Raw genomic sequence first — 24764 nt, forward strand, 5'->3', positions numbered from 1 at the left:
TGTCTTGACATTATGTCTGAGGATCAGAGAATGAACGCCTGCGAATAACGGACTACAAGAAACGGAGTTTATCATAGCCTGTTCAGCGCGTTACCTCTCTGTTACCCACATTAAACGCGTCGCCCGTCTGCTGTCTGCCGTGCTGTTGCTGGCCAGCTGCGCCTCGGAGCCGCCAAAATCGCTGGTCACCCCGTTTCCGTCGCCGACTAAACCTCCTGTTCCGGCTAAACCCGCAGCGCAGACTGAACCAGTGCGCGGCGTCTGGCTCACTACGGTGTCGCGCCTCGACTGGCCGCCGATATCCTCCGTCACAGCCAGCCCGGCGCTGCGTATTCGCCAGCAGCAGCAGGCGCTGACGGCCAAACTGGATAAGCTGCACAGCCTGGGGATCAACACGGTGTTTTTCCAGGTGAAGCCCGATGGCACCGCGCTGTGGCGTTCGCGCATCCTGCCATGGTCCGATACCCTGACCGGCAACATCGGGCAGGATCCGGGTTACGATCCGCTGCAATTTATCCTCGACGAGGCGCACAAACGCGGCATGAAGGTGCATGCGTGGTTCAATCCTTACCGCGTGTCGACCAATACCAAACCTGCCACCGTGACGGCGTTAAACAACACGCTCCAGCTGCAGCCGGCCAGCGTGTTTGTGCTGCATCGCGACTGGATCCGCACCGCCAGCGACCGCTTCGTGCTCGATCCGGGCATTCCGGCGGCGCGCGACTGGATCACCAGCATCGTGGCGGAAGTGGTGTCAAACTACGCCATTGATGGCGTTCAGTTCGATGACTATTTCTACACCGAAACCGCGGCATCGCCGCTCAATGACAGCGCCACCTTCCGCCAGTACGGCGCGGGCTTTGCCAGCAAAGCCGACTGGCGGCGGCACAATACCCAGCTGCTGATCGAACAGGTTTCCCACACGATTAAACAGCTCAAGCCTGGCGTTGAGTTCGGCGTCAGCCCGGCGGGCGTATGGCGTAATCTGTCGCACGATGCGGCCGGCTCCGATACGCGCGGTGCGGCGGCTTATGATGAAGCCTATGCCGACACGCGCCGCTGGGTGCAGCTTGGCCTGCTGGATTACATCGCGCCGCAGCTCTACTGGCCGTTTGCCCGCCAGGCTGCGCGCTATGACGTCCTGGCGCGCTGGTGGGCCAATGTGGTACAGCCAACCCACACCCGGCTGTACATTGGCGTGGCGCTGTATAAGGTGGGTGAAGCTTCAAAAAGTGAGCCGGACTGGACGGTTCAGGGCGGCGTTCCCGAACTGAAAAAACAGCTCGATCTGAATGAATCGCTGCCGCACATCGACGGCACCATTCTGTTTCGCGAAGATTATCTTAATCAGCCGCAGACGCAGCAGGCAGTCGATTATTTACGTCAGCGCTGGGGAAAATGATTTATTCAGGCCAGCAGAGGAATACTGCTGGCCTGAAGCGTTAGCGCGGGTTATCCGGATCGAGTAATTCAATACTGCGCGGCACGCCGTTCACGCGGACTTTCAGGAAACGGCGGGTGATCCACTTCCCCGCGGCATCCTGCTCCTGCCGTTCAAAAAACGGCCCACGCAGCAGCAGTTCCTTATTATTGTTGTAGCCAAAGCCGACATCTTTATTGCCCACCCAGTGCTGTTCAAAGGCGACGACCGGCTGGTTATCCAGTGCCGTGGCTTCTTCCGCACTGCAGGCGGTAAAACTTTTGCGGAAAATAAAACACTGACCGGACTGATAGCGATCGCGCCCGTTGGTTTCCACCAGCGCAATTGAGAAGCCGGTATAGGCCGGAATTTTAACGTACAGTTTGGTGTGTGCGCCTTTGCCCTCAATATGCACCTTAATTACGGGTGAGGAGCCTTCGCTGTGCCAGCTGCCAATGGTGTTATCGTCGTTGCGCGCCTGCAGATAAATATGCGCCACGCCTTCCGGTGTCCGGTAGCTGTAATCGGTTTGCGTTTCCGACTGGGAAACATACTGCGCGCTGCCGACAATGCGCACGTGAATTTGTGAGGTAGCGTCGGAAAAATTAAATTCGCCGACGTAAAACCATTTTGCGTCTTTGCCACGGTTATCCATGTGATGCTGCGAGGTGGTGAAGTCATAACTCAGCGATCCCTGAATGATCGCGCCGAGATCGGAAATCTCCATCACGCCACGATCGCCCTCGGCCAGCAGCGTCCATGGCTCAATACCCTCTTTGCTGAAGTCAAAGCCCGCGCTATCGCGGTGCACGCTTTTCTGGATAATCATCGCGCGGCAATAACCCATCTTCATGGGATTTTGCGTCGATTCAATCACCAGCCCTTCAATGGTCCACTGACCATTGGTGAGATCGCCGGCAAATTCGGAGTGCTCGATCCAGCCATTACGAATAAACGATTGCGTGCAGCGCGGCAGATCGAACACCGGCTGTTTGGTGCTGCGCTGCAAATTAAAGTTGGAGAGTTCAATCGCGGTCGAATGATCCCAGGCGCCTTTTTCCCGATCGGACCAGCGCGCATAGACAATACTGCCCTGACAGCCACGTGAATAAAACTGATCGATTTTACAGTCCAGCGTATCAATCAGTTCCAGTGCCCGCCCGCCGAGGTAGCGAAACTCCATACTGCTGACGCGCAGAAACTGGCCACCGATAATACTGTTGGTAAAGAAGCCGACATTATTAAACGCCGTGCCGCCGTCTTCGCCGCTGTCAGAACTCATGCCTTTCACCACAAAGCCGGAGATCTCCACATAGCGTGCGCGCACGCTAAAGAAATGAGTTTTGCGCGGTTTCGGTCCCCAGTTAAATTTCAGCGTGGTGGTGGGGAAATAACCGAAGTTGACCGGCGCGCCGGAAATTTTAAAGCGGTTAATCTCTCTGTCGCTGCCCAGCACTTCCGCTAAATCAAAGCCGGACAGGCTGAACTCACCGGCGGTAAAGCGAATGCCCGCGGAGGGTAAAACACGCTGCGACCATTTAAACATGCGGATCACCGCATCAATACAATCGGTGGTGCCATCGGCTATCGCGCCAAAATCCACCACCGTGACCGCGCTATAATCGAGGACTACTCTTTTCCAGCGCTTTTTACCGGACGTCACGAAATTCAGCCCGCCGTCATCGGGCGTACTGTTGTCGGTGGCATCGTAGACAAACACGCCGCCGCCCATCCGACTGCCACGGCTGTATTCCAGCACCGACGCAATTTCGCCAATCGAAACAGGTTCCTGTTTACGTAAATCGTCAATGGTATGTAATTGAATCACCGTCCCGGTGGCAGATGGTGTGATAGTGCTGGTGGTGCCAGATGTATTCGCCATGGTGTTCCCCATAAATTATTAACGTAATACGACAGAGCATCAGCAGTATAAGTGATTGAAAATTAATATATTGACCTGTGCCAGTTTATACGGGAGCTTTTCAGCGGGGTGATTTGCCGGAACAGAATAACGATATGATTCCGGAAGGAAAGCGAAGCGACAAAATTACCTTTTACAGATTTATCGCAGAATAATTGTGGTAATCGCCGGTACGAACGTTCTGATTAATTTGACTTACGAAGAAGAATGGCTTGAATTATCGAAATATTTCCCGCGATCATCAGTTTAATTTTTTACGCGAGATAACGCGCCAGTGAAACTTTCCGACTGGCGCGTCGCCGTCAAAATGTCGCGTTCAGACCAATATTCCAGCTCAGCTGATGATAGGCGCTGTTGCCACCGACCGCAGAAACCCCGGCAAAGGCGTTGACCGTTTCACCCAGCGGCACGCTGGCCCCCAGCGACATATCCAGCCAGTTTTTATCACCGGCGCTGACGCTGCGTACAAAGCCGGTCTGCGTTGACTTCAGCCCGGCGCGCACCGCGTTCTGCGTATCACCAAACTGGTGGTTATAACTGAGCTGCGCCCACGGATTCACCGGCCACTGTTTGCTGTCGATACGCCAGCCAAGCGCGCCGATTTGCGAATGCAGGGTTTGATCGGAAAAGCGCATGGCGGTGCTGCTGTCGCCGTTTTCGCTGTAGCCCCCTGCCCGCACATAATCCAGTGCGTAGCTGGCAACCGGGCCGGTGGAAAGGTGTTCGCCCAACGGCAGATCCCAGCCGGTTTGCACCCGTAGCCCGAGCATTTTGCCGCTGCTGCTGCCCTGTTCGGTGCGCGTTGCCGGGCCGATATTGATGCGACGTTCGATGCTGTCAAAATCGAGATCGGCATAGTGCACATCCGCATTGATCCAGCCCTGCTCCAGCAGCGTCAGCTGGCTATACAGCGCCAGCAAATTGCCGCGCAGCTTGTAATCATAGTGCGCCGAAGGATGCTGGTGCTGCGCGGTGCTCGACAACAGCAGACCTGCCTGCCAGTTATCCGTGAACTGATAGCCTAATCCCAGCGTCAGGCTGCCGGTATTGGCGTCACCGTTGAGCAGGCTATCGCCGCGATAATCAATATGCTGACCGGCATAGCCGCCGAACACGCTGACCTGACCGGCGCTGGCCGGCTGCTGACGCTGCTGCTGTAAATGGCCGTCGAGGGTGTTCTGCATATCCCGCGACAGCATCAGCGGCGCCCGTGCCAGTGCCGCCACCTGCGCGGGTGCGTCAAGGATCGATTGAATGTAGTCGGCAATCATGGCATGTACCGCCGGGCTGGGATGCAGCCGGTCGGCAAACAGATAGGCCTGCGCGTTACTGAAACCGGGCGTTGACGAGGTGCATTCGGCGGCGGAGGTGCCGACCGGACAGGCCATCCCCAGCGTATTGCTCAGGCCATAGCGTTGCGGATCGGCAATTACCTCGTTGAACAGGCCGGCGATGTCGGCACGCACAATGTTGCCATTCAGCGCCACCAGCCCGGCCTCTTCCTGCTGGTTATAGCCATCGGAGAGGGCCGTCACCTGCTCGCTGAGCACCTGCCAGGCCGAAAACAGCTGCTGCGCCAGCGCGGCACGCAGCGCCGGGATGGTCGATACCTGTGCGGCGGCCTGATCGAATGCGTCGCGCACCGCCTGCTGGCGCGCAGCCACGTCGGGCGTGGCATGGCTGTCCAGCGAGGCAAACGCCGCGACCATCGCCGACTGCGCCGCCGGGCCCAGCACACTCAGCACCGCCTGCATCATGAAAGGCGTGGAGCCAAGCTGCGGCACGTTTGGCACGATTACCGCCCCCGCGCCGGCATCCAACAGCGTTTTGATTTGCGACACCGCCGCGCTGGCGCTGTTGCTGATAGTCTCGCGCGCGGTGAGCGGATTGGTCACCGCCGCCGCGATATCGTTAGCGCCCACCCAGTGAATGTACAGTCCGTTGCTATCCGCGCGGCCGCCGGTGGATTGCAGATAAGTAGCCAGCTGGTCTTGCGTATTGAGGCTGGCATCCAGCGCCGGAACGGTAACGCCGCCGCCCTGTGCATAGTTGCTGCCACCGCGCGACGACGGCTGCAGCGTTTGCCCGAACTGTGCAGCAAGGATCTCGTCATACAGTGGATGTTGCGCGCCATCATAAGTAAAACGCCCGACATTACCGCCGTCGCTCAGGCTATCGCCGAAAACCGTCAGGTTATCCCACGCCAGAGCGTTAAACGGCACACACAGGCAACTCACTGTGGCAAACGCGACCGCCGATCGCGCCAGGTTGCGACTCTTCATCATTCACTCCGAATCAGGCCAGAGGTCATGTCTGACCGCTAAAGGTGCCGGCGCCGCAGGATGCCGTCGCGCAGGCTGAAAACCGCTTAAACAGCGGAAAGGACAGTGATAACAAGGATGCTTAAGGTGTAGTCAGGCAGGCGCGCCTTTACCAGGTGGAGAGCGGAAATTTGCGGGGTGGATCGGCACGTCAGGGATTGCGGGCTGGTAACCGCAGCGTGAGGAACGGTGCTTAGAGTGACAAAGCGGCGGCGTTAACTGCAGCCGATATCATAAACAGACCCCTGGCATCCCCAGTAACTGCTCTGCAACCTTGCTATGACACGGGGCAGCGATGGCACAGCCTTCCGCAAAAAGCTTCAGGAAGTTATTCTCCACAATAAAAATCCCAGCCGCAGGGGCTGGGATTTTCGTTATCTAAGAACAGAGCTAATTTTTATATCTGGCCTTATACGCACCTCAACTTCATTTATCGTCCCCTCTGCAACAACTTCAATATAAATATAATCACCTAAATTATCCCTTTTGATACTAAATGAACTCACACCATCAATAGCGCTATGTGAAATTTCTTTATCATGTAGTTTTATTACGTACTGAACCCAACCTTCAATAACGCTAAACGAAAAATCAATACTAAGACCGCATTGATCTTTTGCTGTATATAAAAAGCTGACATTCTCTCTCTCAAACGAGACTGGTTCACTTTCAAAGAAAGAGAGCAATTCAATTTCATCAGGCTTATTTTCTATAAACATTACTTAGTTACCCCATTTTTCGGTATGGTCGTAATGTACTGACGAACACCATCGCCCGTAACTTTGAAAGTACTTTTAAACATAGTAACCTTTCCTGAAGGGCCAATGAAGAAAGACTCTCTAATCTCAGAGCTACCCTATTGATCCGTATATTTTTTTACAACATTATTTGGGACTTTTGTCGCCTGAGTAAAATGTTCAGCCAGCACTGTATGGCCATTAATATCATCAGTAATACCTAATCGTTTCATTTCCAGAGCAAGTTGATTTGTACGATCCAATGTATGACTATTACCGGTTTCTCTACCAAAAAGATAATCAAAATTTTCGCATCAACTACCGAATTGGCGATTGTCTGGCCGCAGTGATTCCCGGAACCTTTTTACCTGGCAGTATTATCCCAGCCAGCATCCCATCCGTCGCTTCCAGCGCAAGCTGATTCCCTTTTGATGCCTGAACTACAGTATCTTTCACCGCATACCAGGTATCGCTTTTCATCAGCGCTTTAACGTTGTCCGCGACTGCCTGATTTTTCCCGGACAGATCATTCAGCCCTGGTTACAGTAACGGTCTTCCGCTACACAGGTTGCCAGCGCCATGGCCGCATCGGCAACATAGTCCACGCCCCCCAGTGCCGAGTCGCCTGCATCGGCCAGGCCGTTGATAATCGCGTTGGCGATAGCAGAGGTTGTCCCGTTACCGAGCTTGTTTCTGACCTGGTCTTTAAGGTATTCCGCACTTTGTCAGTCGGATTAACGTGCTTTATCCCCGTTCAGCGAGTTATTCTCAACCGCATTCATCCCTGCCTGAGCGCCGGCAGCGCACTGGCGCTACTGCCGCCGGTCACGCCGCCTGCCAGACCTGCAGCCAGGGTAATCAGTGCACTGATGACCTGTTTATCCGACTCCTGCAGGTCGCTAACCTGTTTACCCGAATACATCGAATACATGATCAGCTGCCCATCAGCTCTCCGCTGACCGTACCGGTCGCGCCTGCTGCCGCACTGGTTCCTGCCGCCCGCGATCGTATCACACTAACCATTGAACGGATGCCAAGGCTGGAAAGGCAGATCGATGCGATCCGACAGACGCTAATGGCGAAGCAGAAGTTTATTTCTTAGATGCTGGATAACGTGATGGGTAAACGGATTAGCTAACAGGCGCGGAACTGAGGTGCTCGAATATCCCAGCCCGCTGAGCGCAAGCAATTAACGAGGAGCTGCTTATGGCTGGTACCCATCATAAGTCAGAAACCGACACGACCTCAACTAAATCAAGACGTTATACCGTGGGATATATCCACTATCACCTGAAGCACCGGCCTTCACCGTCGATCACGCACGATGCCACTGGATGGCTGAGCTGGGATTTGAAACCGGGCAGAAGATCGAGGTGATAACCACGCCGAAACAGATCATCATCCGCCCGGCGGTTGACTAATAATGTAAAAATCCCGGCTCGGTGGCCGGGATTTTATCTGATTAAGATATTTTCAGTTCTTCCGTTGCTTCCGCCAGGATTTGCAAAAAACTGCTTAGACTAAATTTCATTGCATTCTGTTCAGCAAGTATCCTGGCATCTGAGAAAAACTCTATTTCTATATTATCAAGGCCTTTATCTTTGTTTAGTTGGCAAAGAATCTGATCTTTGTAAGAGATCTCCGCTGTAATTTCTTCATATTTAGAATCACTGAATAAAGTTAATTCAAAATCATTGTTCATATATTTATCTCGGCTTTTTAGGATCTAAGAAACCAGAAAATGAGCCACCTGAGTTATAACGCAAACCTCTGCCATCAGGCAACCTATATTCCACGCCACCTCTGGAAAGTTCTGTTTTTATAGTGCTTTTATTATTCAGTACTTCATTTACAAACTGATTCGCTGCTTCACTTTCTGTGTTGGATTGCCTTTTAAAGGTTCAAAAACACCACCAGGTCTACCTGCGTGTTTTTCCCATGCTCTGGCCGCAGCGGATAAACCTTGTTCGTTAATTGGCTCGTTCGCAGACGAAATAAGATCATCTTTCTTGAAACGGTCAAAATTATTATTTGAACCGTTTTCCTTATCTCGTGCATTTTCCTCATCCTGTGGCTCCCAACCGCCAGGCGTTCCGGACCCCGTTCCACCCAATTCGGCTTTATCAGCATCCGAAAAATCTTTGCCAATATTTGGTTGGTTCTGTTCTTCGCCATTTTCCGAAGAACAAGCTCGTCCGAAGGAGCATTGCGTTGCCTTGTCCAGCGCATCACCCAGATCTTTAATTGTACCTTCAAGACCTGAAGCTATTTTCTTATCTGCATCCTGTTTAACCTGGTCGCCGGGACCAACAGGCACACCCGGAACAGGAACTGGAGGCGCAGGGATAGTCAGCGCATTATTCTCCACCGCATTCTTCCCTGCCTGAGCGCCGGCCAGCGCACTGGCGCTGCTGCCGCCGGTCACGCCGCCTGCCAGACCTGCAGCCAGGGTACTCAGTGCACTGATGATCTGTTTATCCGACTCCTGCAGGTCACTGACCTGTTTACCCGGATACATCGAATGCACGATCAACTGACCCATCAGCTCTCCGCTGACCGCACCGGTCGCGCCTGCTGCCGCGCTGTTGCCTGCCGCCCGCGATCTTATCATTCTAACAACTGCACGGTGCCGCGGCTGGAAAGGCAGATCGATGCGATCAGGCAACTGCTAATGACGAGGCAGAAGTTTGTGGCTGAGATGCTGGACGATGTGATTGGTTAAACAGAGTAGATATCCGGCGCGGAGCTGAGGTGCGCCAACACCCCAACCCGCTAACCCGCTAACCCGCTAACCCGCTAACCCGCTAACCACAACCAATTATACGAGAGGGTTAATCATGGCAGAGCACGATACTAATTCAGAAGTGAGCATTTCCAGAGCGTTACGGCAGCGATTGGTAAAACGGAGTAATTAACAGACGCGGCACTGAGGTGTTGGAGCACCCCAGCCCGCTGACCATGAGCAACTAAGAAGTAGTTGATCATGGCTGACACGCATCATGAGTCAGAGACCCGCACACCCACAACCGCTGCCTGCGGACTACAGGCGCATTATTACAGGGTCAGCTACCGGCCTAACCGGAGCCAGCCGAACCCGCTGCCGCAGCTCACCATTAAAGGCCGCTGGCTGGAGCAGCTGGGCTTCACGACCGGGCAGAAGATCGAGGTGATCACCGGGCCGGGGCAACTGCTCATCCGGCTGGCGAATGAAGGGTAATTAACTGTTCTGTAGATTAAAATCCCGGCACTAAGGCCGGGATTTATTGAGTTAAGATTATAAGTAGAGGCTATCATCGTAAGGACTGGCAGCAAGAATTTCTTCAAAATGTTTTCGAGATTTTATTCCCCAGTCGATGTTGATTTTGTTCATAAGCTCAATAATCTTTGGAAAATAAATACGCCGACTATCTTTACCGGGAATCCGATTATTTAATTCGTACTCGACTGCTACATCATATATAAAATCATACACAATCCAATAAAGTAACTCATCTGTTGAATCTGTAACCTTTCTAGAAAACTCATATCCTCTCTCGGTACAGATATAATTATACTTTCCATTTTCAAATGAAATATAAGGCGTTCCATCATCAATAGGTGCTGAGCAAAGGTTAACAGAGTGAACTGGAAAACCTAATATCAAAACCAGCGTATCTATTTTTTTTTGAAGATCATTAATACTCAACAGCATTTCAATTAACCCTCTCAATATATTTGTTGTCTAACAACCATTGTACATTTACTCGTTCCTGCATATTAGGCGGAATCTGAATACCTCCGCCATGTTCACCAAAAGCAGGGGCTATTTTCCCTTGCATAACAGGCAACGGTTTTATGACAACGTATTCATGGTACTTATCCGCTAAGGAGCCAGGGGCTAAAGCGCGCTGTTCCTGGGGCGTACCTTGTGGTGCCAGGAAAGAACCATTTGTCTTGCCATACCTATCTAAATGAGTGCCTACAGGAAGCGTTGTTTTAACTGGTTCTTCGGCAAAACCTAGTTTTGCAGGCCAGTTCCAGTCTCCGCTTTCATTACGGTATTTATCGTACTGTGACCACCCTGAAGCTTCCTCATCAGCAGCAACTCTATTTGGCTCTGCCGTTCTTCCGGCTGAAGGTTGAGATAGTTTTTTTGCTGAACTCTTTTTGTCGGATCCTTAATTACACTCTTCAGCCCGTAAGCACCCGCCAGAGCGGCAGCCAGTTCCTGAGTCTGCATTGCTATATCATAACGGCCTGCTGCTGTTTCCCAGCTCATACCGGACGCCTGTGCTATTGCTGTTATGGCTTGGTCGCGGCTGATACTGCCTGCATCCAGTCCCTGCAAAACACTTTCCAGGTTTTTCACATCCTGTGGATATAAATCCCTGTACAACAATGAGTAGGTCGCATTTTCACCATATTTATTAAATGCTTCCTGAGCCGGGCCAATCAGCGCACCACAGGCTGAACCACCTTTATTACCATCCGTACAGACCGCTTTTATCGCTTCATCACGCGCTTTATCTGTCTGATTAATCGTCGCCAGCTCTTTCGCTTCAGCCGGTGTCAGTTCCTGTTTTAGATAGTCGCGCTTCGTCTCCAGCTGTTTCTTTCTGTCGGCTTCCTGCACCCTCAGCCAGTTATTCTCAACCGCATTCTTCCCTGCCTGAGCGCCGGCCAGCGCACTGGTGCTACTGCCGCCGGTCACGCCGCCTGCCAGACCTGCAGCCAGGGTACTCAGTGCACTGATGATCTGCTTATCCGACTCCTGCTGGTCGCTAACCTGTTTACCCGAATACATCGAATGCATGATCAGCTGCCCATCAGCTCTCCGCTGACCGCACAGGTCGCGCCTGCTGCCGCACTGGTTCCTGCCGCCCGCGAGCTTATCACACTAACCAATGAACGGGTGTCTCGGCCGGAAAGGCAGATCGATGCGATCCGACAGACGCTAATGGCGAAGCAGAAGTTTATTTCTGAGATGCTGGATAACGTGATGGGTAAACGGAGCCGCTAACAGGCGCGGAACCGTGGTGCTCGAACCCCCAGCCCGCTGACCGCTGACCGCTGACCGCAAGCAATTAACGAGGAGCTGGTTATGGCTGGCACGCATCATAAGTCAGAGGCCAACACGTCCAGGACTAAATCAAGACGTTATACCGTGGGATATATCCGCGATCACCTGAAGCAGCGGCCTTCACCGTCGATCACCCTGCGCGGCCACTGGATGGCTGAGCTGGGATTTACGACCGGGCAGAAGATCGAGGTGATCACTGAACCGGGACTGATGATTATCCGGCTGGCAGCAGCTGAGTGATAATGTAAAAATCCCGGCCTAATGGCCGGGATTTGGTCATTAATAGACCATTTGATCTAATATGTTTCCAATCTTACTTAACAAGGCTACAACCTCATTTCTATCAGAGCCTATTCTTGTTTCAAACTCAGCAATATCAATACCATTACAGATTTCATTCAACGCTGAATTTAATATCAGCAACTCTTCTTCTGTTATATTAATTTCTGCAGTTTTCATTGTGACAGATAATAGTTCCATATTTACCTCAAGCTATCAAAGTAGGCTCTCCCGTTCACTGGTCTGAATGCAGTACCACCATCGCCAGGTTTGGGGTTTCGTATAACAACGGTGTTTGTCGATTGATCCCAATAAGCTGACCCTCCGCCACTTAGCTCTTTGACAGAAGTTGGATTTTACAACGTTCTCAATGAGTTGAGAAAACTGTTCTTTTGTCTTTATTCCCAGATTAGCGAATTCAATTTACTGAATAACATGTTTTTCGAAAGCATGTCCATCGGCAATTTCTTTTCCCGTTAACTCGGCATTAAGATTTTTACTATTTACAGCACTATGAGCCTCATTATTCCGTGCATTTTCCTCATCCTGTGGCTCCCAATCGCCAGGCGTTCCGGACCCCGTTCCACCCAATTCGGCTTATTAGCATCCGACAAATCTTTGCCAATATTTGCTTGATTCTGCTCTTGGCCATTTTCCGAAGAACAAGCTCGTCCGAAGGAGCATTGCGTTGCCTTGTCCAGCGCATCACCCAGATCTTTAATTGTACCTTCAAGACCTGAAGCTTTTTTCTTATCTGCATCCTGTTTAACCTGGTCGCCGGGATCAGCAGGCACACCCGGAACAGGAACTGGAGGCGCAGGGATAGTCAGCGCATTATTCTCAACAACAACACTCTCTGGCGTGGAGTATGGTGACGAAGGCGATTTTTCCCTTTACTTTCTGTTAGTTAGAATCGTTTTTACCGGCGTACTTCCGGCGCGACAACTTGTAGCTCCGACGCGCCTTTTTCTTCTTCACATGCTACCGCTGGCCAAGAGCACCTGGCGCATTGTAAGGATTTTTAAAAATGCTCCAGACGTTGGGTTGGGAGCATTTGTACGTTTTAGCGGTTATTTTTCTGGATTTATATATGTATACCTACTATCAATTTCCAGACCAAGATCATTAACTATTTTAAGCACTTGCGTGTACTCACCTTTACTGATCACAACATCATGATCAGCAATATGATCACATAGCGTTTCGAATGCTATTACATTCTCTGAAAACCCAAGATACCCAAGGGCAAAGTCAACTAACGAAGGTTCCAGACGATCTTTTAATCCTTCACCAAATTCTCTAATTTCGTCATTAATATCCATTTCACCCACACTATTTTCTAATAGGCTTTAAAGTTGGAGGAGTCAGATTATTATCCGGGAACGCTGTTACAATTTTCCCACTAGCGGGCTCGTATACCACACGAACTCTGACACCATCTCGTTCTTCCCAGGCAACCCACCTTGCCGGCCTTCCTGCGTTTGTATATGCCCCACCAGTTCCGGTCTGAGCAAACCATTGAGTATCGGGGGAGGTAGCAATGCCTCCCACAGTATGGACAACCTTATCTGCTGACCAACTTTGAGGAAAGACTGTTTTTCCTGGATTTCCAGGATATAGATGTCCCCCTTGCGTAGGGCTATCCCCATATAAAATATGTTGTTTGGCTTCTGGTGAAAGGATATCAACGTATTTCTGGTTTGAAGGTGATAGTCCAAGATCTGAACTTTAGCAATAGACAAAAAGGTTTTAGCAACTACGTACTGCGCCAGCTTGGCTTCACTCGTAGGTACACCACTTGCCAAGATTTCTGCTGCCCGTTGTGGCGTCATTTCTCCGTCAGCCGCCAATGCACTGACCGGGACCCCAAAGAACTCTGCCCATGCTGTCAGCAATCCTTTAACGGCATCCTGCCCTTCAGGTATTTGACCCTGCGAGTTTTTAACCAGCGCCGCCGTAAGTTCATCCAGCGAAGCGCCATTATGGATCATGCTGGCCGCAAGGGACTGTTGAGATAAGCCAATATCATTCAGTTCCTTAGGCAGACTCAGCGAGTTATTATCAACCGCATTCTTCCCTGCCTGAGCGCCGGCCAGCGCACTGGCGCTACTGCCGCCGGTCACGCTGCCTGCCAGACCTGTAGCCAGGGTACTTAGTGCACTGATGATATGCTTATCCGACTCCTGCAGGTCGCTGACCTGTTTACCCGGATACATCGAATGAATGATCAACTGACCCATCAGCTCTCCGCTGACCGCACCGGTCGCGTCTGCTGCCGCACTGGTTCCTGCCGCCCGCGATCGTATCACACGAACCATTGAACGGATGTCTCGGCCGGAAAGGCAGATCGATGCGATCCGACAGACGCCAATGACTAAGCAGAAGTTTATTTCTGAGTTGCTGGATAACGTGATGGGTAAACGGAACAGCTAACAGGCGCGGAACCGTGGTGCTCGAAACCCCAGCCCGCTGACCGCAAGCAATTAACAAGGAGCTGGTTATGGCTGGCACGCATCATAAGCCAGAGACCGACACGCCCACAGCTCAATCAAGACGTTACACCGTGGGATATGTCCGGGATCAGAGGAAGTTCACGCTTTCACCGTCTATTATCCTGAAGGGCCACTGGATGGCGGCACTGGGATTTGAGACCGGGCAGAAGATCGAGGTGCTCACTGAGCCGGGACAGTTGATTATCCGCCTGGCTGCTTAAGGATAACTGACTGATAAAAATGGAATCCCGGCTCACTGGCCGGGATTTCTTGTTAAGATCAATTAGGATCTGATGGGGGAGATTTTCGCGTATTGAACTTGTCTGTCAGATTAAAAACTATTGTAGCTAATGTAATCGCTGTTCCTGCAATAGTTCCAAAAACAATAGCTCTCTTTAGCTGTCCATCGGGAATTAGAAAAAATCCATTTTTGATATATATAATCATCGATGATCCAGCCCCCAAAATAAAACAAATCAGTATACAAAAAACACAAGAGTAAATTAGTAATTTGATATATGCGATCATTTTTTCTCCTCCTTTTCTTTTTCAGAAGATTTTTGTGGAGTTAATGTATTTAAGAGATTTTGTGTATATCCACCTAAAAATTCTGTCCCGAGCGAGCCTATAGCATCAAATATGAAGCCAGGTGCATCCTTTCCTGTTAACGAATTAACAACCCCTGGTGCATATTCACCAAATCCCCATCCCAATCCAGCGCTACCTGCGGCGATACCAATCGCCCCAATATCAGCTCCATTGCTCAATGCCGCACCAGTCGTAGCTATTCCTACGTTCTGCAATAGTCCACGTCCCGGAGCCAGTGCGCCGGTTACAGCCGCAGAAGCACTGCCCCAGTAGTCCCAGGTTGTTTGCTGATTTTCAGGCAGGCTTTGATTCTTCTCACTGTTGATATCAAACCACTGATACGTACCATTAGCCATTGCCGCGATGACTGCACCACCGACTACTTTACCTACCGATGCAGCCGGACCTAAATAAGCTGCTCCTGCTATCAACACGCCGTCCTTATATCCATTCACGATAACCTTGGTTATATTCGCGCCGTCAGGCAAATCACCCTGCGTCAGTTTATCCAATCCTGCCTGTTTCTGCTCTGGTGTAAGGTTATGTTCCTCTGAATACTGATTCCATGACTGCGCAGCGGAGCCTGAACTGGTCATACCCGTACCCAAACTTAGCGCATTATTCTCAACCGCATTCTTCCCTGCCTGAGCGCCGGCCAGCGTACTGGCGCTACTGCCGCCGGTCACGCCGCCCGCGATCTTATCACACGAACCATTGCACTGGTGCCACGGCTGGAAAGGCAGATCGATGCGATCCGACAGACGCTAATGGCGAAGCAGAAGTTTAATTCTGAGATGCTCGATAACGTGATGGGTAAACGGATTAGCTAACAGGCGCGGAACTGAGGTGCTCGAATATCCCAGCCCGCTGACCGCAAGCAATTAACGAGGAGCTGCTTATGGCTGGCACCCAGCTTAAGTCAGAAACCGACACGCCCTCAACTAAATCAAGACGTTATACCGTGGGATATATTCGTGATCACCTGAAGCACCGGCCTTCACCGTCGATCACCCTGCGCGGGCACTGGATGGCAGAGCTGGGATTTGCGACCAGGCAGAAGATCGAGGGGATCACTGAACCGGGACAGATGATTATCCGGCTGGCAGCAGCTGAGTGATAATGTAAAAATCCCGGCTCAATGGCCAGGATTTCCTTTTAGTTATCTGTATAAGCGGCTATTAGCTTATTTATTTCACACCAAAGTTGACCTTCATTAAATTCACATTCTTGACGATCATTATCTGGGTTATACATATCAGCAATACAAAATACGCTGGAGAGTAACTCACTTAAATTATCATCATCCTGTGCAAGTAATTCATTATCACGTTCTGTTTTCCACTTAATCATATAAGTGTCCACAAAGCAGCCAGCGGTTATGTCCTTGGATATAAAACTGTCAATGTAGCTCTTAAGTGATTGACTCATCTTAAATCTCGTTATCCATAACGTTATCATACTTTTTCGTTTGAGGATCAAGCTTCCATCCACTGACAAAATTACCTGTTATATCAACCACAACTACATTATTTTTTGCGGGTTAAAAAATACTTTCAATTCTGGAACTAACAAGTATTTGCCATGTTCATAAGTACTTGTGTTATCTAAATGTGGCGTGGTCTCCGTCAACAGGCCGAAGATGAAGCAGTGACTTAAGGCGTTCCCTGGCGCGCTGAACTACACCGGCGATCTGCCGGTGATCAAGCGCGGGAACGGGCATTATGGGTGGATTTGACGGCTAAAAATAGGAAGATCCCGGCTTGAGAGCCGGGATCATTGATGGCTAATCGTCGTAGCGGAAGTCTATATTTAGTTTCATTTTTTCAACATCCAGAGTCACTTTACATCCATGCCACGCAGGGCGGCCATTGGTCAGATTGTTTTCAATATAGTAGTTGCGAAGCTCTACTAAATAATGAAGGATATCTGTATTCGCCCTTCCACCTGCCGTTAACCATTGAGTTTTATCATCATCATCAAGATAATCATATTCATACTCACAATGATCATTTTCCGGTGACAATTCTGCACGCATAATGATCTTCTTAGCTTTGTCGGGAGCGATACTATATAAAACAGTACCGATATCTTTATAAATCTCTTGATCATTTCTCATTATTTCCCTCCCGGTGCATTTATAAAGGTTTTTTCTATTGGGCGACCACCATTAATAGAGTAGATAACGTTGAAGCTTTCAGGGCGACCACCAGTTCCAGAATAAACGGGATCTATCTTAACATTCACCTGCTTACCCTCTTTCAGGGCAGAAGCCCACGTATTTTCCATTTGTTTCCAGGCACCCTTATTCAGATTACCACTCATTGGAACAATATTAAGCTTCTCACCCATACCACCAAAAATGCTGGCTATCAGGTGACCACCTTCATCCCCTGCAACCCCACATTTACCAGCTTTGCACTGTTGGTATGTATTACGGTCTTTTGTCAATAATGACAGATCTGCTTCAACAGACGCTACCCGGCCATTATTATCGGTCACATAAGTTTTATTAGCATCAACTTTATACGTTTTATTTGGCAGGGGATTATTCAGTTCTTTACTCCAGTTTCCCTTACTACCTGATACTGCAACGATTTCATCGCTGGCCTTATTGATCAGCTTCGAGGCTTCAGCAAGTTCCCCTTTGTTCAGCGCTGTCTCAGCCGCTTTAATGGCCTTGCCCGCCACATCCCCTGCGCCCGGTATCAACCCTAACGCTGCGGCAAGATAATCCAGCGCACTCTGCGCTTCCGCAAAGCTCTTGATATCACCCACCACCGGCACAAAATCTGCACCGGCGGCAAGAGTTTCTTTCAGCGATTCACGCCGCTCGTCGTACATTTTCACCGAGCAGGCTTCCGCGCTTAATCCGGCACAGTTCTCCTTCTTATAGCGCTCGTTTTCCGCCTCAACATACTCACCGGCCTTCTGCTCAAGCGTTTTACCTTCAGACTGCGCCTGCGCTATATCACCCAGCGAGTTATTCTCAACCGCATTCTTCCCTGCCTGAGCGCCGGCCAGCGCACTGGCGCTACTGCCGCCGGTCACGCCGCCTGCCAGACCTGCAGCCAGGGTACTCAGTGCACTGATGACCTGCTTATCCGACTCCTGCAGGTCGCTGACCTGTTTACCCGGATACATCGAATGCATGATCAACTGACCCATCAGCTCTCCGCTGACCGCACCGGTCGCGCCTGCTGCCGCGCTGTTGCCTGCAGCCCACGATGTTACCGCACCTACCACTGCATGAGCCATCGCTTTTGCGGCCTGATTGTCGGCGGTATATTTGTGTATCTGCTCGGCCAGATACGGTGCCGCCGCGCCGCTGGCTGCCTGCGCCAGATTGCCACCCGCCAAACCCTGAATCGCCGCAGTCGCCGCCTGAATCCCCTTCTGGATATCGCTGCCGGTGCCCCAGAGTGCCATGGCCTTCTTATAATCACTGCTGTTTTCCAGCGCTTCCTGATACGCTTTCTTTTCAGCCACAGGCGCGTCGGCATCCGGCTGGTTTATGTTGTTTTTTGCCAGTTCCTTCTTACCTGCTTCCGTCGCCTCAATCTGCCCCTGCGTCCGGGCGATATCAGCAACCTGGCTGCCTATTTCACCGATCAGCTGAGCCGTCTGCAGGCGTTTCTGCTCCTTCTCTTTGTCGAAAATCGGGCTGATGCTGTCATTAGCGTGCTCGGTGTCGCGGCTAAGTGCAGCAACATCCTGCTGCTGATTTGCCTGGTCGCGCACCACTATCGTTCCCTGGGCAACGGCTGTGTACCGCCACACCACGGTGCACCCTGGCGGGTTTTGCACCAGCAGATCTCATAATCTGCGCTTATTACGGCATCAAATTTCTCGCTAAATCAAAAGCTCACGATTCTGGCATGCGGGTTGCTAAGCCTTTGGTAGAGATGTTGGACCAATTAAGGCAAAGCGATGCATGACCCGGCTGAACTCCATCCCATTATTCCGACGCGCAGCGATACGCTGATTCTTGATGCGCTCACGCGCTACATGGCGCATGCCGGCGCGCAGCCGGGCAGTCGCCTGCCGCCGGAGCGCGAGCTGGCGGAGAAACTGGGCGTCAGCCGTAATACGGTGCGCGAGGCGCTCAAGCGCTGGGAAGCACTCGGCATCATTGTGCGCAAAAAAGGCAGCGGCACCTTTCTGCAGGCGGAAGTCGGTCTGCATGACAGCTTTCTCTCTCTGCGCTTTAAAAACGACTCCGCCAACATGCTTCATGCGCTGGAAGTGCGCCGCATCATTGAGTCCGAATCCTGCGTGCTGGCCGCGCAGCGCGCCAGCGCCGACGACCTGCTGGAAATCGAACGGCGGCTGGAAGAGATGGAGCGTGTGCACCTGGCTATCGGTTCCGCCGGGCCGGAGGATTGGGCTTTCCACACCAGCATTTACCGCGCCGCCGGTAATCCGCTGCTGTTGCAGATGCTTAACGGCGTCTACGACACGCTGCATGCCTTTTTCGAATCCCCGCCGGAGCAGGCGCTGTTTTCAGACTCGTTTCCCCTGCACCGTGAACTGTTTAACGCCATCCGCGCCCGCGACAGCCAGGCCGCGCGCGCCCTTTGCCACCAGATTCTTGATATCACCGAACGCGACATGAAGGACGTGATCCATGCCAAACGCTAAACCTATTGCGCAACAGACACTGCTGACCCACGACCAGCGCCACGAACAGGGCGCCGTAACGCCACCGATTTATCAGTCCTCGCTGTTTACCTTCAGCGATTACGACAGCATGATCGCCCGCTTTCGCGGTGAGAGCGACCAGCCGCTCTATTCCCGCGTTGATAATCCGACGGTTAAAGCGCTACAGGATAAAGTTGCCGCGCTGGAAGGCGGTGATGCCTGCCTCGCCTTTGCCAGCGGCATGGCCGCCATCAGCAACGCGATTTTGAGTGTGGTTCAGCCAGGCGCGAAAGTGGTCTGCGTTAATCATGTCTATCCCGATACTTACCGCTTTTTGCGCGGCTTTTGTCAGCGTTTCGGTATCACGACGCAGTTTGTTGATGGCGACGATGAAGCGGCGATAGCCGCCGAGCTGCCCGGCGCCAGCCTGCTCTATCTGGAAAGTCCCTCCAGCTGGGTGATGAGTGAACAGAACCTGCGGCAGCTGGCCACGCTGGCGCGCGATGCGGGCGTCGTCACGTTGATTGATAACAGTTGGGCTTCGCCCATTTTCCAGCAGCCGCTGCTGTGTGGTATCGACATCGTGGTGCACTCCGCCTCGAAGTACATCAGCGGCCACAGCGATGTGGTGGCCGGCCTTGTGATTGCCAGCCACCAGCACATCAACAACATTGCCCGTCACATTAGTCCGTTCCTTGGCGGCAAACTGTCCGCGAACGAAGCCTCTTTGCTGATGCGTGGCCTGCGCACGCTGCCGCTGCGTATGAAGCAGCATCAGCACAGCGCCCTGCAGCTGGCGCAAAAGCTGCGTGACCATCCGCAGGTCAGCGCGGTTTGCCACCCCGGGCTCAATCCCCCTGCATGGTCCACGCTGCGCGGTTACAGCGGGCTGTTTTCCTTTGCCGTGACCGAACAGGTCGACATACCGCAATTCTGCAACGCCCTGCAACTGTTCCACATGGGCGTCAGCTGGGGAGGTTTTGAGAGCCTGGTGATGCCGGCGATTTCGGTCATTAATCAGGCCAGTGAATTTAATTCAGCCCAGGATTTTGGTGTCTCGCCGCGCCTGATCCGTATCTCTGTTGGCCTCGAAGAGACCGACGATCTTTGGACCGATCTGAATCAGGCACTTGCTGCCGCCACTCACCGTTAATCACGCTCCGGAGAACCAGCCATGACAACACGTTTCGCCCTGAAAGCCCTGGTACTCGCCGTGGGTTTAGGCAGCGCCTTTTGCAGCCTCGCCGCCAAACTCACCGTGGTGGAAGTCATCACCAGCCCGCCACGTACCGCGCTTCTGCAAAAAATGCTCGACGAATACAAGACGCAGCATCCCGGTACCGAGATTGAGCTGATTTCGCTGCCGTGGGGCCAGGCATTTGAAAAACTGGGCACCATGTTACAGAGCGGACAGGTTCCGGATGTGGTGGAGATGCCCGATACCTGGCAAGGCTTATACGCCAGCAACAATATGCTGGAGGATCTGGAACCCCGCCTGAAAAGCTGGCCTGAAAGCGCCCAGCTGACGGACAAAACGCTGGCAATGGCGCGGGCCGCGAACGGCAAAGCCACCATGGTACCGTACGGTTTTTACCTGCGGGCGCTGTTCTGGAATAAAAAGCTGTTTAAGCAGGCAGGACTGAGTGAGCCGCCGAAAACCATGGACGAGTTTGCCAGCGACGCGAAGCGTATTAGTCAGTCAGGTAACGGTATCAGCGGCTACTGCATGCGCGGCGGTGTCGGAGGAACCAATGCGTGGATGATGTTTATGGCGGCGATGAATGGCTCGCCTGCCTTCTTTGATAAAGACGGCAACAGTACCTTAACCCAGCCGGGGGCGATAAAGGGGGCACAACTGCTGGTCGATTTGTATCAGCAAGGCGGCGCGCCTAAAGACAGCGTGAACTGGGGCTTTAACGAGATTGTCTCGGGCTTTTATTCCGGCAAATGCGCGATGCTCGATCAGGATCCGGACGCGCTGATCGCGATTAAAAATAGCATGGCGGCTGAGGATTTTGCCGTGGCGCCCATGCCGGTCGGGCCGTCCGGTAAAGCCTTCCCGACCATCGGCTATACCGGCTGGGCGATGTTCAAACAGGGTAAACAAAACGATGTCGCCTGGCCGCTGATTACCTTCCTCAGTAATAAAACCAACAACCTGGCGTGGGCGAAGTTTGTCGGCACGCTACCCATCTATAAAGGTGCGGAACAGGACCCGTTCTATCAGACGCCGCAGTTTGCCGGCTGGTTTAAGGAGCTGAACGATCCAAATTATGTGCCGCTCACCATGCCGACCCATCTCAAAGGCTGGGGCTATTTCAATTCAGTGATCGTGAAAGAGAGCAGCCAGGAGACGTTACTGGGCGAAAACGACACCAAAGATATGGTGCAGGACTGGGCCAGCTATCTGAGTAAAGAGCAAAAAGCCTGGCTCGCCAGCCAGTAATCCCGCGTAAACCGGAGCCCTGAAATGATGCCTGAAATCTCTCTTCCTGCCAGCCCGGCGCGTCGCCGCTGGCGCTGGACCCGGCTTGCTGAGCCATGGTGGTATCTGTCACCGGGCCTGTTGCTGATCGCCCTGTTCATCTTCGTGCCGATGGCGATCGGCATTTCTTACGCTTTTCAGAGCATGAACCTGCTCAATCCGCTGGAGAGCGGCTGGGTTGGCTGGGCGAACTTTGCGCAGATGCTCGACGATCGCCGCTTCTTTCGCGCACTCGGCCATACCCTTAACTGGACGCTGAGTTCACTGCTGCTGCAGTTCTTTTTCGGCCTCGCGCTGGCGCTGCTGCTTAACCGCGAGTTTCGCTTTCGCCGCTGGGTGCAGGCGCTGGTGTTTTTACCGTGGGCGGTGCCGGCGTTTCTTTCCGGCCTGACCTGGTCCTGGCTGCTCAACCCGGTTGTAGGTCCGCTGCCACAGTGGCTCAGCGACGTGGGCATTCTCAGCGAACCTTACAATATTCTTTCCGATCCGCAACTGGCGATGTGGGGGCCGGTGATTGCTAACGTCTGGTTTGGCATCCCGTTTTTTGCCATCACTCTACTGGCGGCACTACAATCGATTCCCAAAGATTTGTATGAAGCAGCAGCCATTGACGGTGCCAGCGGCTGGCAGCAGTTTCGCCGTGTCACCCTGCCGTTTCTCGCCCCGATGATCGCCATTACCGTGATGCTGCGTACCATCTGGATCGCTAACTTTGCCGATTTGATCGTGGTGATGACCGACGGCGGTCCGGCCGGTTCAACCTCGATTCTTTCCAGTTACATCTTCACCACCGCTTATCGCAAACTGGATTTTGGTTATGCCTCGGCGATGGCGGTGTGTCTGTTACTGCTGATGACCTGCTATGCGCTGGTACTGCTGCGCATCCGCCATCAGTTACTTAAGTAAGGAGTCTGCATGCGCCTGTTACCGTTGATCGGTCATCGTCTCAGCATCGCCGCCTATTTGCTGTTTGCGCTGTTTCCGTTGTACTGGATCATTAAAATTGCCGTCACGCCGGACAGGTTACTGTTCAGTCAGGGCGTGACGCTGTTACCTGGCGGTTTCACCCTGAGCCACTTTGCCAAGGTATTGACCGACAGTGATTTCCCCACGTTTTTTATTAACAGTCTCATTGTCTCCTGCAGCACTGCCGCGCTGACCACCTTGATTGCTGCGGGTGCCGGCTATGCCTTTTCCCGCTTTCAGTTTCGCGGCAAGATGGTGATGGCGGCCCTGCTGCTGTTTACCCAGATGTTTCCGCTGGTGATGATCATTGCGCCGATTTACCGGGTGATGGCCCCGCTGGGTCTGACGAATAGTCTGCTGGGGCTGATTCTGATTTACAGCGCCTTTAATGTCCCGTTCGCCACCTTCCTGATGCAATCATTTTTTGATGCCATCCCGAAAGATCTCGAAGAGTCCGCCATGCTGGAAGGCTGCACCCGCTTTCAGGCGCTGTACCGCGTGCTGATGCCGCTGACGCTGCCCGGCATGGCGGCGACGCTCGGCTTTGTTTTCACCGCCGCGTGGAGTGAGTTGCTGTTCTCACTGATGCTGATCAACAAAAACGAAGCCATGACCTTTCCGGTCGGGCTGCTCAGTTTCGTCTCCAAATTCGCTGTTTCGTGGGGCGAAATGATGGCTGCCGCCGTGCTGGCGTTAATTCCAGCCTGTCTGTTCTTCGCTTTCATTCAACGCTACCTGGTTCAGGGACTCACCGCCGGTGCGGTTAAGGGGTAAATAATGGCTGAAATTACGCTGGCGCAAATTGAAAAGCGCTATGGCAACGTTGAGGTTTTGCGCGACATCAATCTGACCATTAAAGATGGTGAGTTCGTGGTGCTGGTCGGCCCGTCCGGCTGCGGTAAATCCACCCTGCTGCGCACCATTGCCGGCCTGGAGTTGGCAACGGGCGGTAATATCCATATCGGCAGTCAGCTGATGAACGAGGTGGCGCCGAAAGACCGCGATATCTCGATGGTATTCCAGAGCTACGCGCTCTATCCGCATCTGACGGTCGCGCGCAACATGGGCTTCAGCCTTGAAATTCAGAAACGACCGCGTGCTGAGATTGAGGAGAAAGTCCGGCGAGCGGCGGAGATTCTCAGCCTGACACACCTGCTTGATCGCCGGCCAAAAGAGCTGTCGGGTGGACAACGTCAGCGCGTGGCGATGGGCCGCGCCATTGTGCGTCAGCCGCAGGTGTTTCTGTTTGATGAGCCGCTTTCCAACCTCGATGCGCAACTGCGCGGCCAGATGCGCGTGGAGATCAAAAAACTGCATCAGCAAATGAACAACACCATCGTTTATGTTACCCACGATCAGGTTGAGGCCATGACGCTGGCTGACCGCATCGTGGTGCTCAACCACGGCGTCATTCAGCAGGTGGGCACACCGCTGGAGCTGTACGACACACCGGCCAATAAATTTGTCGCCAGTTTTATCGGGTCACCGTCGATGAATTTTATCAACGGCGTGATGACCCCCAGCGGCGTGCGTATCAGCGACAGCGCTCAGTTGCCCCTGAATACGCACTGGGCAGCACAGGCCGCTGGCCGTGACGTCATTTACGGCATCCGTCCGGAAAACATCAGTCTGGCGCAGCCGGGTGAGCAGCATGCGCTGCCTCTTGAAGTGTCGCTGGTGGAGCCGACCGGCCTGTCCGAACTGATTCACGGTTCGCTGTTTGGCCACCCGCTGATGCTGTTTACCACCCAGCGTTCCGGCGCGCGCGCCGGTGATATTTTACCGGTCACGCTGGACAGCGAACGTGCGATGCTGTTCGACGCCGCATCACAGCGCCGCCTGTAATTGCACGTTTAAG

Annotated in this window: 27 protein-coding genes and 4 pseudogenes; 13 read left to right on the plus strand and 18 right to left on the minus strand. The window is 52.6% G+C overall.

The window, feature by feature from the left end; translation table 11 throughout:
• Positions 1-109: 109 nt before the first annotated feature.
• Positions 110-1402, plus strand: a complete 1293-nt coding sequence (locus tag AC6I79_RS21810; protein WP_058770213.1) for a glycoside hydrolase family 10-like protein — start codon at positions 110-112, stop codon at positions 1400-1402.
• A 40-nt stretch (positions 1403-1442) separates the two neighbouring features.
• Here the strand turns inward: AC6I79_RS21810 and AC6I79_RS21815 are convergent, their stop codons facing one another.
• The 4 genes from AC6I79_RS21815 to AC6I79_RS21830 form a co-directional block, all read right to left on the minus strand.
• Complete coding sequence (locus tag AC6I79_RS21815; protein WP_498027762.1) at positions 1443-3302, minus strand: putative phage tail protein; 1860 nt, start codon at positions 3300-3302, stop codon at positions 1443-1445.
• A gap of 341 nt (positions 3303-3643) precedes the next feature.
• Complete coding sequence (locus tag AC6I79_RS21820) at positions 3644-5626, minus strand: autotransporter outer membrane beta-barrel domain-containing protein (RefSeq protein WP_394541884.1); 1983 nt, start codon at positions 5624-5626, stop codon at positions 3644-3646.
• Between the two features lie 410 nt (positions 5627-6036).
• Positions 6037-6381 carry a hypothetical protein gene (locus tag AC6I79_RS21825; RefSeq protein WP_166719163.1) on the minus strand — a complete coding sequence of 115 codons (345 nt, stop codon included), beginning with the start codon at positions 6379-6381 and terminating at the stop codon, positions 6037-6039.
• A gap of 796 nt (positions 6382-7177) precedes the next feature.
• Positions 7178-7330, minus strand: coding sequence for a VENN motif pre-toxin domain-containing protein (locus AC6I79_RS21830; protein ID WP_262264988.1), 153 nt, complete (start codon positions 7328-7330; stop codon positions 7178-7180).
• 403 nt (positions 7331-7733) lie between these two features.
• Here AC6I79_RS21830 and AC6I79_RS21835 point away from each other — a divergent pair, with 403 nt between their 5' ends.
• Positions 7734-7820: a SymE family type I addiction module toxin gene (locus AC6I79_RS21835; protein WP_315975550.1), complete on the plus strand. Its 87-nt coding sequence runs from the start codon at positions 7734-7736 to the stop codon at positions 7818-7820.
• Between the two features lie 41 nt (positions 7821-7861).
• On the opposite strand, the gene AC6I79_RS21840 is transcribed toward AC6I79_RS21835, so the two are convergent.
• Entirely contained in the window at positions 7862-8101 is a 240-nt protein-coding gene (locus AC6I79_RS21840) for a hypothetical protein (protein ID WP_262264989.1), read from the minus strand.
• Between the two features lie 4 nt (positions 8102-8105).
• Positions 8106-9022: pseudogene (locus AC6I79_RS21845) on the minus strand (VENN motif pre-toxin domain-containing protein); the annotation flags it as partial.
• A 360-nt stretch (positions 9023-9382) separates the two neighbouring features.
• On the opposite strand from AC6I79_RS21845, the gene AC6I79_RS21850 reads away from it, so the two are divergent.
• Entirely contained in the window at positions 9383-9616 is a 234-nt protein-coding gene (locus tag AC6I79_RS21850) for a SymE family type I addiction module toxin (protein ID WP_058776385.1), read from the plus strand.
• A gap of 57 nt (positions 9617-9673) precedes the next feature.
• On the opposite strand, the gene AC6I79_RS21855 is transcribed toward AC6I79_RS21850, so the two are convergent.
• The 3 genes and pseudogenes from AC6I79_RS21855 to AC6I79_RS21865 form a co-directional block, all read right to left on the minus strand.
• On the minus strand, positions 9674-10090 hold the full coding sequence (locus AC6I79_RS21855; RefSeq protein WP_072208604.1) for an Imm63 family immunity protein: 417 nt from the start codon (positions 10088-10090) through the stop codon (positions 9674-9676).
• Between the two features lies 1 nt (position 10091).
• A pseudogene (locus tag AC6I79_RS21860) lies at positions 10092-10358 on the minus strand (TNT domain-containing protein); the annotation flags it as partial.
• A gap of 38 nt (positions 10359-10396) precedes the next feature.
• A complete protein-coding gene (locus tag AC6I79_RS21865; RefSeq protein WP_104093313.1) occupies positions 10397-11191 on the minus strand; it encodes a VENN motif pre-toxin domain-containing protein in 795 nt (264 codons plus the stop codon).
• Here AC6I79_RS21865 and AC6I79_RS21870 point away from each other — a divergent pair.
• Together AC6I79_RS21870 and AC6I79_RS21875 are read left to right on the plus strand one after the other, a co-directional pair.
• Positions 11186-11398 (plus strand): hypothetical protein, encoded by a 213-nt coding sequence (locus tag AC6I79_RS21870; protein WP_058776387.1) that lies wholly within the window; start codon positions 11186-11188, stop codon positions 11396-11398. The genes AC6I79_RS21865 and AC6I79_RS21870 overlap by 6 nt on opposite strands.
• A gap of 81 nt (positions 11399-11479) precedes the next feature.
• A complete protein-coding gene (locus AC6I79_RS21875; protein WP_058776388.1) occupies positions 11480-11698 on the plus strand; it encodes a SymE family type I addiction module toxin in 219 nt (72 codons plus the stop codon).
• Positions 11699-11737: 39 nt separating this feature from the next.
• On the opposite strand, the gene AC6I79_RS21880 is transcribed toward AC6I79_RS21875, so the two are convergent.
• The 5 genes and pseudogenes from AC6I79_RS21880 to AC6I79_RS21900 form a co-directional block, all read right to left on the minus strand.
• Positions 11738-11938, minus strand: a complete 201-nt coding sequence (locus tag AC6I79_RS21880) for a hypothetical protein (protein ID WP_498027763.1) — start codon at positions 11936-11938, stop codon at positions 11738-11740.
• A 302-nt stretch (positions 11939-12240) separates the two neighbouring features.
• A complete protein-coding gene (locus AC6I79_RS21885; RefSeq protein ID WP_498027764.1) occupies positions 12241-12531 on the minus strand; it encodes a hypothetical protein in 291 nt (96 codons plus the stop codon).
• A 276-nt stretch (positions 12532-12807) separates the two neighbouring features.
• Positions 12808-13059, minus strand: a complete 252-nt coding sequence (locus tag AC6I79_RS21890; RefSeq protein WP_072208572.1) for a MafI family immunity protein — start codon at positions 13057-13059, stop codon at positions 12808-12810.
• A 10-nt stretch (positions 13060-13069) separates the two neighbouring features.
• Positions 13070-13288, minus strand: a complete 219-nt coding sequence (locus AC6I79_RS21895; RefSeq protein ID WP_338131965.1) for a hypothetical protein — start codon at positions 13286-13288, stop codon at positions 13070-13072.
• A 506-nt stretch (positions 13289-13794) separates the two neighbouring features.
• Positions 13795-14055: pseudogene (locus AC6I79_RS21900) on the minus strand (VENN motif pre-toxin domain-containing protein); the annotation flags it as partial.
• 182 nt (positions 14056-14237) lie between these two features.
• On the opposite strand from AC6I79_RS21900, the gene AC6I79_RS21905 reads away from it, so the two are divergent.
• Positions 14238-14450 carry a SymE family type I addiction module toxin gene (locus AC6I79_RS21905; RefSeq protein WP_058775899.1) on the plus strand — a complete coding sequence of 71 codons (213 nt, stop codon included), beginning with the start codon at positions 14238-14240 and terminating at the stop codon, positions 14448-14450.
• A gap of 303 nt (positions 14451-14753) precedes the next feature.
• On the opposite strand, the gene AC6I79_RS21910 is transcribed toward AC6I79_RS21905, so the two are convergent.
• A complete protein-coding gene (locus tag AC6I79_RS21910) occupies positions 14754-15503 on the minus strand; it encodes a VENN motif pre-toxin domain-containing protein (RefSeq protein ID WP_262264993.1) in 750 nt (249 codons plus the stop codon).
• Positions 15504-15715: 212 nt separating this feature from the next.
• Between AC6I79_RS21910 and AC6I79_RS21915 the strand changes: the two genes are divergently transcribed.
• Positions 15716-15934 carry a SymE family type I addiction module toxin gene (locus tag AC6I79_RS21915; RefSeq protein WP_058775900.1) on the plus strand — a complete coding sequence of 73 codons (219 nt, stop codon included), beginning with the start codon at positions 15716-15718 and terminating at the stop codon, positions 15932-15934.
• 38 nt (positions 15935-15972) lie between these two features.
• Here AC6I79_RS21915 and AC6I79_RS21920 read toward each other — a convergent pair whose 3' ends face one another.
• The 3 genes and pseudogenes from AC6I79_RS21920 to AC6I79_RS21930 form a co-directional block, all read right to left on the minus strand.
• Positions 15973-16275 carry a colicin immunity domain-containing protein gene (locus AC6I79_RS21920; RefSeq protein WP_310736060.1) on the minus strand — a complete coding sequence of 101 codons (303 nt, stop codon included), beginning with the start codon at positions 16273-16275 and terminating at the stop codon, positions 15973-15975.
• A 325-nt stretch (positions 16276-16600) separates the two neighbouring features.
• Positions 16601-16933: a hypothetical protein gene (locus AC6I79_RS21925; protein ID WP_058775901.1), complete on the minus strand. Its 333-nt coding sequence runs from the start codon at positions 16931-16933 to the stop codon at positions 16601-16603.
• A pseudogene (locus AC6I79_RS21930) lies at positions 16933-18582 on the minus strand (DNA/RNA non-specific endonuclease); the annotation flags it as partial. The gene AC6I79_RS21925 and the pseudogene AC6I79_RS21930, both read right to left, overlap by 1 nt.
• Before the next feature lie 162 nt (positions 18583-18744).
• Here AC6I79_RS21930 and AC6I79_RS21935 point away from each other — a divergent pair.
• The 6 genes from AC6I79_RS21935 to AC6I79_RS21960 are packed head-to-tail and all read left to right on the plus strand — an operon-like array spanning position 18745 to position 24751.
• The gene (locus AC6I79_RS21935; protein WP_021509083.1) at positions 18745-19455 is read left to right on the plus strand and encodes a FadR/GntR family transcriptional regulator; all 711 of its coding nucleotides are present in this window, start codon (positions 18745-18747) and stop codon (positions 19453-19455) included.
• Positions 19442-20608 carry a PLP-dependent transferase gene (locus AC6I79_RS21940; RefSeq protein ID WP_477529917.1) on the plus strand — a complete coding sequence of 389 codons (1167 nt, stop codon included), beginning with the start codon at positions 19442-19444 and terminating at the stop codon, positions 20606-20608. Before AC6I79_RS21935 ends, AC6I79_RS21940 begins: the two co-directional genes overlap by 14 nt.
• A gap of 21 nt (positions 20609-20629) precedes the next feature.
• Positions 20630-21901, plus strand: a complete 1272-nt coding sequence (locus AC6I79_RS21945) for an ABC transporter substrate-binding protein (protein WP_059011244.1) — start codon at positions 20630-20632, stop codon at positions 21899-21901.
• 24 nt (positions 21902-21925) lie between these two features.
• Positions 21926-22846, plus strand: a complete 921-nt coding sequence (locus tag AC6I79_RS21950; RefSeq protein WP_058759118.1) for a carbohydrate ABC transporter permease — start codon at positions 21926-21928, stop codon at positions 22844-22846.
• A gap of 9 nt (positions 22847-22855) precedes the next feature.
• The gene (locus AC6I79_RS21955; RefSeq protein WP_481658206.1) at positions 22856-23680 is read left to right on the plus strand and encodes a carbohydrate ABC transporter permease; all 825 of its coding nucleotides are present in this window, start codon (positions 22856-22858) and stop codon (positions 23678-23680) included.
• Positions 23681-23683: 3 nt separating this feature from the next.
• Positions 23684-24751 (plus strand): ABC transporter ATP-binding protein, encoded by a 1068-nt coding sequence (locus tag AC6I79_RS21960; protein ID WP_088517298.1) that lies wholly within the window; start codon positions 23684-23686, stop codon positions 24749-24751.
• Positions 24752-24764: the final 13 nt, after the last annotated feature.

The organism is gamma proteobacterium symbiont of Scutellera amethystina (assembly GCF_059730845.1).